The sequence below is a fragment of the Pseudomonas sp. 18.1.10 genome (assembly GCF_024655625.1).
Classification (GTDB): Bacteria; Pseudomonadota; Gammaproteobacteria; order Pseudomonadales; family Pseudomonadaceae; genus Aquipseudomonas.
On the sequence record NZ_JANLGL010000292.1, the window covers coordinates 1 to 5,434 of the forward strand.

Below are 5,434 nucleotides of genomic sequence, written 5' to 3' on the forward strand. Positions count from 1 at the left end.
TCAGCACATGTAACAACTGATCCACCGCCTTCGCGAGCAAGCCCGCTCCCACATTTCGATCGGCGACGCCTTCGAATCAGCGCAACGCCCGGCGCAGCACTTTGCCCACGGTAGTCTTGGGCAATTCCGTCGTCCGAAACTCCACATACCTGGGCACCTTGTACCCCGTCAGATACTCCCGGCAGTGCGCAAGAATCTGTTCCTGCGTCAGGTCCGGGTCCTTGCGCACCACGATGATCTTCACCTTCTCACCCGTCACCGGGTCTTCCACGCCGATGGCCGCCACCTCGCCCACACCCGGGTGCAGTGCCACCACATCTTCGATTTCATTGGGGTACACGTTGAAACCCGAGACCAGGATCATGTCCTTCTTGCGGTCCACCAAGCGGATGTAACCGCGCGCGTCCATCACCCCAATATCGCCGGTCGACAGCCACCCCTCGGCATCCAGCACCTCGGCCGTTGCATCCGGGCGTTTCCAGTAGCCCTGCATCACCTGTGGCCCGCGCACTTGCAGCTCGCCCTGCTCGCCAACCTCGGCCAGCTCACCGTCTTCACGCACAAAACGCACCCAGGTCGACGGCAATGGCACGCCGATGCTGCCGGTAAATTCCATCTCGCGCATGCGCGCAATGTTGATCGGGCTGATGCTCACCACCGGCGAGCACTCCGTCAGGCCGTATCCTTCGATGATCGGCAACCCAGTGACTTCCTGCCAGCGCTTAGCCACCGCCGTGTGCGTCGCCATGCCGCCGGCGATCACCATGCGCAGGTCGGAAAAGTCCCGCGCGCAGAACTCCTTGTTCTCCAGCAAGCCATTAAACAAGGTGTTGACCCCGGCGATGCCGTTGAAGCGCTCCTTGCGCAGGATCATCTGCACCCGTTTCACGTCCCGTGGGTTGGCGATCAGGATGTTGCGCCCGCCCAGGCACATGAACATCAGGCAGTTCACCGTCAGGGAAAAGATGTGATACAGCGGCAGCAGGGTGACGTTGGTTTCCTGCTTGTCCTGGTCCAGTTGGTCGCCGACCCAGGCCTTGGCTTGCAGCAGGTTGGCGATGATATTGCGGTGGCTGAGCATCACGCCCTTGGCGTCCCCGGTGGTGCCCCCGGTGTATTGCAGGAACGCCAGGTCATCGAGCTGCATGGCCACCGGGAAGTGGTTCAGGGCGCGCCCTTGCTTGAGCACCCGATTGAACCGCAACGCCCCCGGCAGGTTGAACGCTGGCACCTGTTTTTGCACGGTGCGCAGGATGAAGTTCATCGCCGCGCCCTTGAAGGTGCCGAGCAGGTCGCCGATGGCCGCGATCACCACGCGCTTGACGCTGCTGCCGGCAATGACTTTTTCCAGGGTGTGGGCGAAGTTCTCGAAGATCACCACGGTTTCGGCTTCGCTGTCCTTGAGCAAGTGCTTGAGTTCGTGGGAGGTGTACAGCGGGTTGACGTTGACCACCACCGCACCGGCCAGGATCGTGCCCAGCAGGCAGATCGGGTACTGCAAGCAGTTGGGCATCATCAGCGCCACGCGGTCGCCCTTTTTCACCCCCTGGCCCTGTAGCCACGCGGCAAACGCGAAGCCCTGGACTTCCCAGTCGGCGTAGGTCATTTCCGTGCCGATGCTGACGTAGGCAACACGCTCGCGAAATTTTTCCAGGTGCTCCAGGAACACTTCCCGCAGCGACGGGTAAGCCTCAATGCCCGCGTCGATGTCGGCCGGCACGCCGGGCAGGTAAGCGTCCAACCAGATCCGTTCGGTTTGTTCCAGGCTTACAGTGCTCATGGCAGTTTCCTTATTGTTGTTTTGGATAGCGCTACTTTTCGACGATGGCGGTAATGCCCAGGCCGCCCGCCGCACAGATCGAAATCAGGCCTCGGCCGCCGCCGTTCTCATGAATGGTCTTGGCCAGCGTCGCCAGTTGCCGGCCGCCAGTGGCGGCAAAGGGATGGCCGCAGCCCAGGGAGCCACCATTCACATTCATTTTGGCGCGGTCGATGCTGCCCAGCGGTGCATCCAGGCCCAGGCGTTCACGGCAGTAATCGGCGTCTTCCCAGGCCTTGAGGGTGCACAGCACCTGTGCGGCAAAGGCTTCATGGAGCTCGAAGAAATCAAAGTCGGCAAAACTCAGGCCTTCGCGCTGGAGCATGCGCGGCACGGCGTAGGCCGGGGCCATCAGCAGGCCTTCACGACCATCGACAAAATTCACCGCCGCCGTCTCGCCGGTGCGCAGGTAGGCCAGCACCGGCCAGCCATTGGCCGCGGCCCATTCTTCACTGGCCAGCAACACCACCGAGGCGCCATCGGTCAGCGGTGTCGAGTTGCCGGCGGTGAGGCTGCCGTTGTCACGGTCATAGGCCGGCGCCAGGCTGGCGAGCTTGGCCAGGCTGGTGTCGGCGCGCAGGTTGTTGTCCCGGGCCAGGCCGCGATGGGGGCTGATAAGGTCGTCGAAAAACCCACGTTTGTAGGCTGCGTCCAGGCGCTGGTGACTGGTCAGCGTCAGCTCATCCTGGGCCAGGCGCTTGATCTGCCAGCGCTGGGCCATGGCTTCACAGTGCTCGCCCATGGACAAGCCGGTACGCGGCTCGCCATTGCGCGGCAGCAGCGGTTTGAAAAACATCGACGGGCGCACCTTGAGCAAGGTCTGCAACTTGCCGCCAAGGCCTTTGGCGCGGTTGGCCGCGAGCAAGGTGTGACGCAGGGATTCGTTGATGCCGATGGGCGCGTCGGAAGTGGTATCGGCCCCTCCGGCGATGCCCACGTCGATCTGGCCGAGGGCGATTTTATTAGCCACCAGCAACGCCGCCTCCAGGCCGGTGCCGCAGGCTTGCTGCACGTCATAGGCCGGCGTATCCGGCGACAAGGTGGTGGACAGCAGCGACTCACGCGCCAGGTTGAAATCCCGCGAATGCTTGATAACCGCCCCCGCGGCAAACTCCCCGAGGCGCTGGCCGTGCAGGTTGTAGCGGTCCACCAGGCCCTGCAGCGCCGCCACCAACAAGTCCTGATTGCTGTCGTGGGCGTACACCGTGTTGGAACGGGCAAACGGGATGCGGTTGCCGCCGATAATCGCCACGCGGCGAACCGGCGCCGGGTTGAAACTGTACTCACTCATCGAGCGCTCTCATTCCAGATAAAAAGCCCACGCATATGGGGTTTGTCACCCGCAAAATTGCGCACTTCGAACTCGCGGCGCGGACCGCTCGCGGGGTGATTCCACAGCGCGACCTGGCCGGGCAGGAAGATCGGCAGTTTGAAGTCGCAATGCGCCTCGGCCTGACCCAGCCCACCGGGCGGTTGCTGGGCGGCAAGTGCGCGGCCCAGGGTCCACATGCCGTGGGCGATGGCGCGGCGAAAGCCAAAGAGCTTGGCGCCGATCAGCGAGGTGTGGATCGGGTTGAAGTCCCCCGACACCCGGGCAAAGCGCCGGCCCAGATCGGCAGGCAGCACCCAACGCTGGGTGCGCAGCAGGCCTTCTTCCTGCAACGCCAAGGCATCATTCCAGGGTTCGCCGACGGGGTCCTTGACGTCCCGGCGCAGGTACAGGCTGTCGCTTTCCCACACCAGGGTGCCCGCGCTGTAGGCACGGGTGGCGATGCTCAGCGCCTGGCCCTTGGCATGGGCGACCCAGCGCTCGCAATACACTTCCAGGCGCAGCGCCTGGTCTTCCTGCAAGCGTTGATGCTGACGAATACGATTGGCCAGGTGCACCATGCCGCTGGCCGGGTACGGAAAGCTCGGCCGTGTCAGCAACATCAAGTGCAGCGGGAACGCCAGCACATGGGGATAGGACAATGGCACGCCCTGCTCCGGGCGAAACCCGCAGGCACGGCCATAGGCGGCAATATCGGCGGCCTGCAACGCCACTGCCGAACGCACCAGGCGTTCCGTGGGCAATCCCGGCGCGCCGTCCAGCTCTGGCTTGCGCAAGGCGCGCACGCCGTCGAGCAGCAGCCGGGTGCGCGACGGCGGTGGATCGATAATCTGCGTCACGTAGTCCATCACTCAAGCTCCCAGCAGGCTTTGCCCGCACACCCGTACGACTTGTCCGTTGACCCCACCGGAAGCCGGGTGCGCCAGCCAGGCGATCGTCTCGGCCACATCAATCGGCTGCCCGCCCTGATGCAGCGAATTCATGCGCCGCCCGGCTTCGCGGATCATCAGCGGAATCTTCGCGGTCATCTGGGTTTCGATAAACCCTGGCGCCACCGCATTCACCGTGACCTGCTGCGCCGCCGCACGTGGCGCGAGGCCTTGCACCAGGCCAATCACCCCGGCCTTGGAGGTGGCGTAGTTGCTTTGCCCGAGGTTGCCGGCGATGCCGGAGATCGACGACACGCACACAATGCGCCCACCGGGGTTGAGGCCCTGACTGTCCAGCAACGCTTCAGTCAGGCGCAAGGGCGCGTCCAGGTTGACCGCCAACACACTGCGCCACGCGGTTTCGGTCATTTTCGCGATGGTCTTGTCGCGGGTGATCCCGGCGTTGTGCACCACCACATCGAATGCGCCGTATTGGCTGACATGGGTGCGCAGCAATGCGGCGGCGTCGGCGGCAGTGATGTCCAACGGCAATGCCGAGCCGCCCACACTGGCCGCCGCGTGTTGCAGCGACTCCTGGGCCTGGGGCACATCCACACACACCACATGGGCACCGTCGCGGGCCAGCACCTGGGCAATCGCCAGGCCGATGCCACGGGAGGCACCCGTGACCAGCGCGCGGCGACCGGCGAAAGGCTTGTCCCAGTTGACGGTCACCTGGCCGTCCACGGCTTTCTCCACGCGCACCACTTGCCCCGAGACGTAGGCCGAGCGGCGCGACAGAAAGAAGCGCAGGCTGCTGTCCAGCGCCGCTTCGGCCCCAGGTGCCACGTAGAGCAATTGCACGGTGATCGCACGGCGTAGCTCCTTGGCCAGGGAGCGCACCAAGCCTTCGAGGGCACGCTGGGCGATGGCCTGGGGCAAGTCCGCGCAGTGTTCCGGCGCGGTGCCGAGGACCACCACACGGCCATGTTGGCTGAGACGTTTGCCATTGGCGTGGAAGAATTCGTACAGCTCATCCAGCTGTTGCAGGCCGTTCACGCCACTGGCGTCGAACACCACGCCCTGCACCTTGCCGGTGGACGGCGCCTTGAGCGTGGCCGCAGCGGCAGTCACCGTATCGGTGGCGCTGAACAGCTGTTGCACCTGCGCAGCCAAGCGCCCTGCCCCGGCGACGATCACCGGGTTGGCCAAGCCCTGCTGGCCGCTGCGATGGCGCTGCAATGGCAGCGGTTGCGGCAAGCCGATGGCCTGGGCCAGGCGGCGGCCCCAGGGAGAATTGACGAACGATAAATAGCTGTCACTCATAGAAAGATCCACTCACACACTGTCTTGACCTGTAAACCCGATCCCTGTGGGAGCTGGCTTGCCTGCGATAGCGGTGTGCCTGATACCTGT

4 protein-coding genes are annotated in these 5,434 nt (G+C 64.2%); all 4 read right to left on the reverse strand.

Translation table 11 applies throughout. From position 1 onward, the window contains the following. Positions 1-76 precede the first annotated feature (76 nt). Genes NUV89_RS27105 through NUV89_RS27120 form a run of 4 tightly spaced genes read right to left on the reverse strand, consistent with a single transcriptional unit; the run spans position 77 to position 5,344 of the window. Positions 77-1,780: an AMP-binding protein gene (locus NUV89_RS27105; RefSeq protein ID WP_257783730.1), complete on the reverse strand. Its 1,704-nt coding sequence runs from the start codon at positions 1,778-1,780 to the stop codon at positions 77-79. A 31-nt stretch (positions 1,781-1,811) separates the two neighbouring features. Next, positions 1,812-3,110 carry an acetyl-CoA C-acetyltransferase gene (locus NUV89_RS27110; RefSeq protein WP_257783731.1) on the reverse strand — a complete coding sequence of 433 codons (1,299 nt, stop codon included), beginning with the start codon at positions 3,108-3,110 and terminating at the stop codon, positions 1,812-1,814. After that, positions 3,107-3,997, reverse strand: a complete 891-nt coding sequence (locus NUV89_RS27115; protein WP_257783732.1) for a MaoC/PaaZ C-terminal domain-containing protein — start codon at positions 3,995-3,997, stop codon at positions 3,107-3,109. Before NUV89_RS27115 ends, NUV89_RS27110 begins: the two co-directional genes overlap by 4 nt. Before the next feature lie 3 nt (positions 3,998-4,000). Next, entirely contained in the window at positions 4,001-5,344 is a 1,344-nt protein-coding gene (locus tag NUV89_RS27120; protein ID WP_257783733.1) for a 3-oxoacyl-ACP reductase, read from the reverse strand. Between the last annotated feature and the right edge of the window lie 90 nt (positions 5,345-5,434).

Coding starts and splice junctions, on each gene's coding strand:
- NUV89_RS27105 (WP_257783730.1), bottom strand. CDS start 1,780: ATGAGCACTGTAAGCCTGGAACAAACCGAACGGATCTGGTTGGACGCT.
- NUV89_RS27110 (WP_257783731.1), bottom strand. CDS start 3,110: ATGAGTGAGTACAGTTTCAACCCGGCGCCGGTTCGCCGCGTGGCGATT.
- NUV89_RS27115 (WP_257783732.1), bottom strand. CDS start 3,997: ATGGACTACGTGACGCAGATTATCGATCCACCGCCGTCGCGCACCCGG.
- NUV89_RS27120 (WP_257783733.1), bottom strand. CDS start 5,344: ATGAGTGACAGCTATTTATCGTTCGTCAATTCTCCCTGGGGCCGCCGC.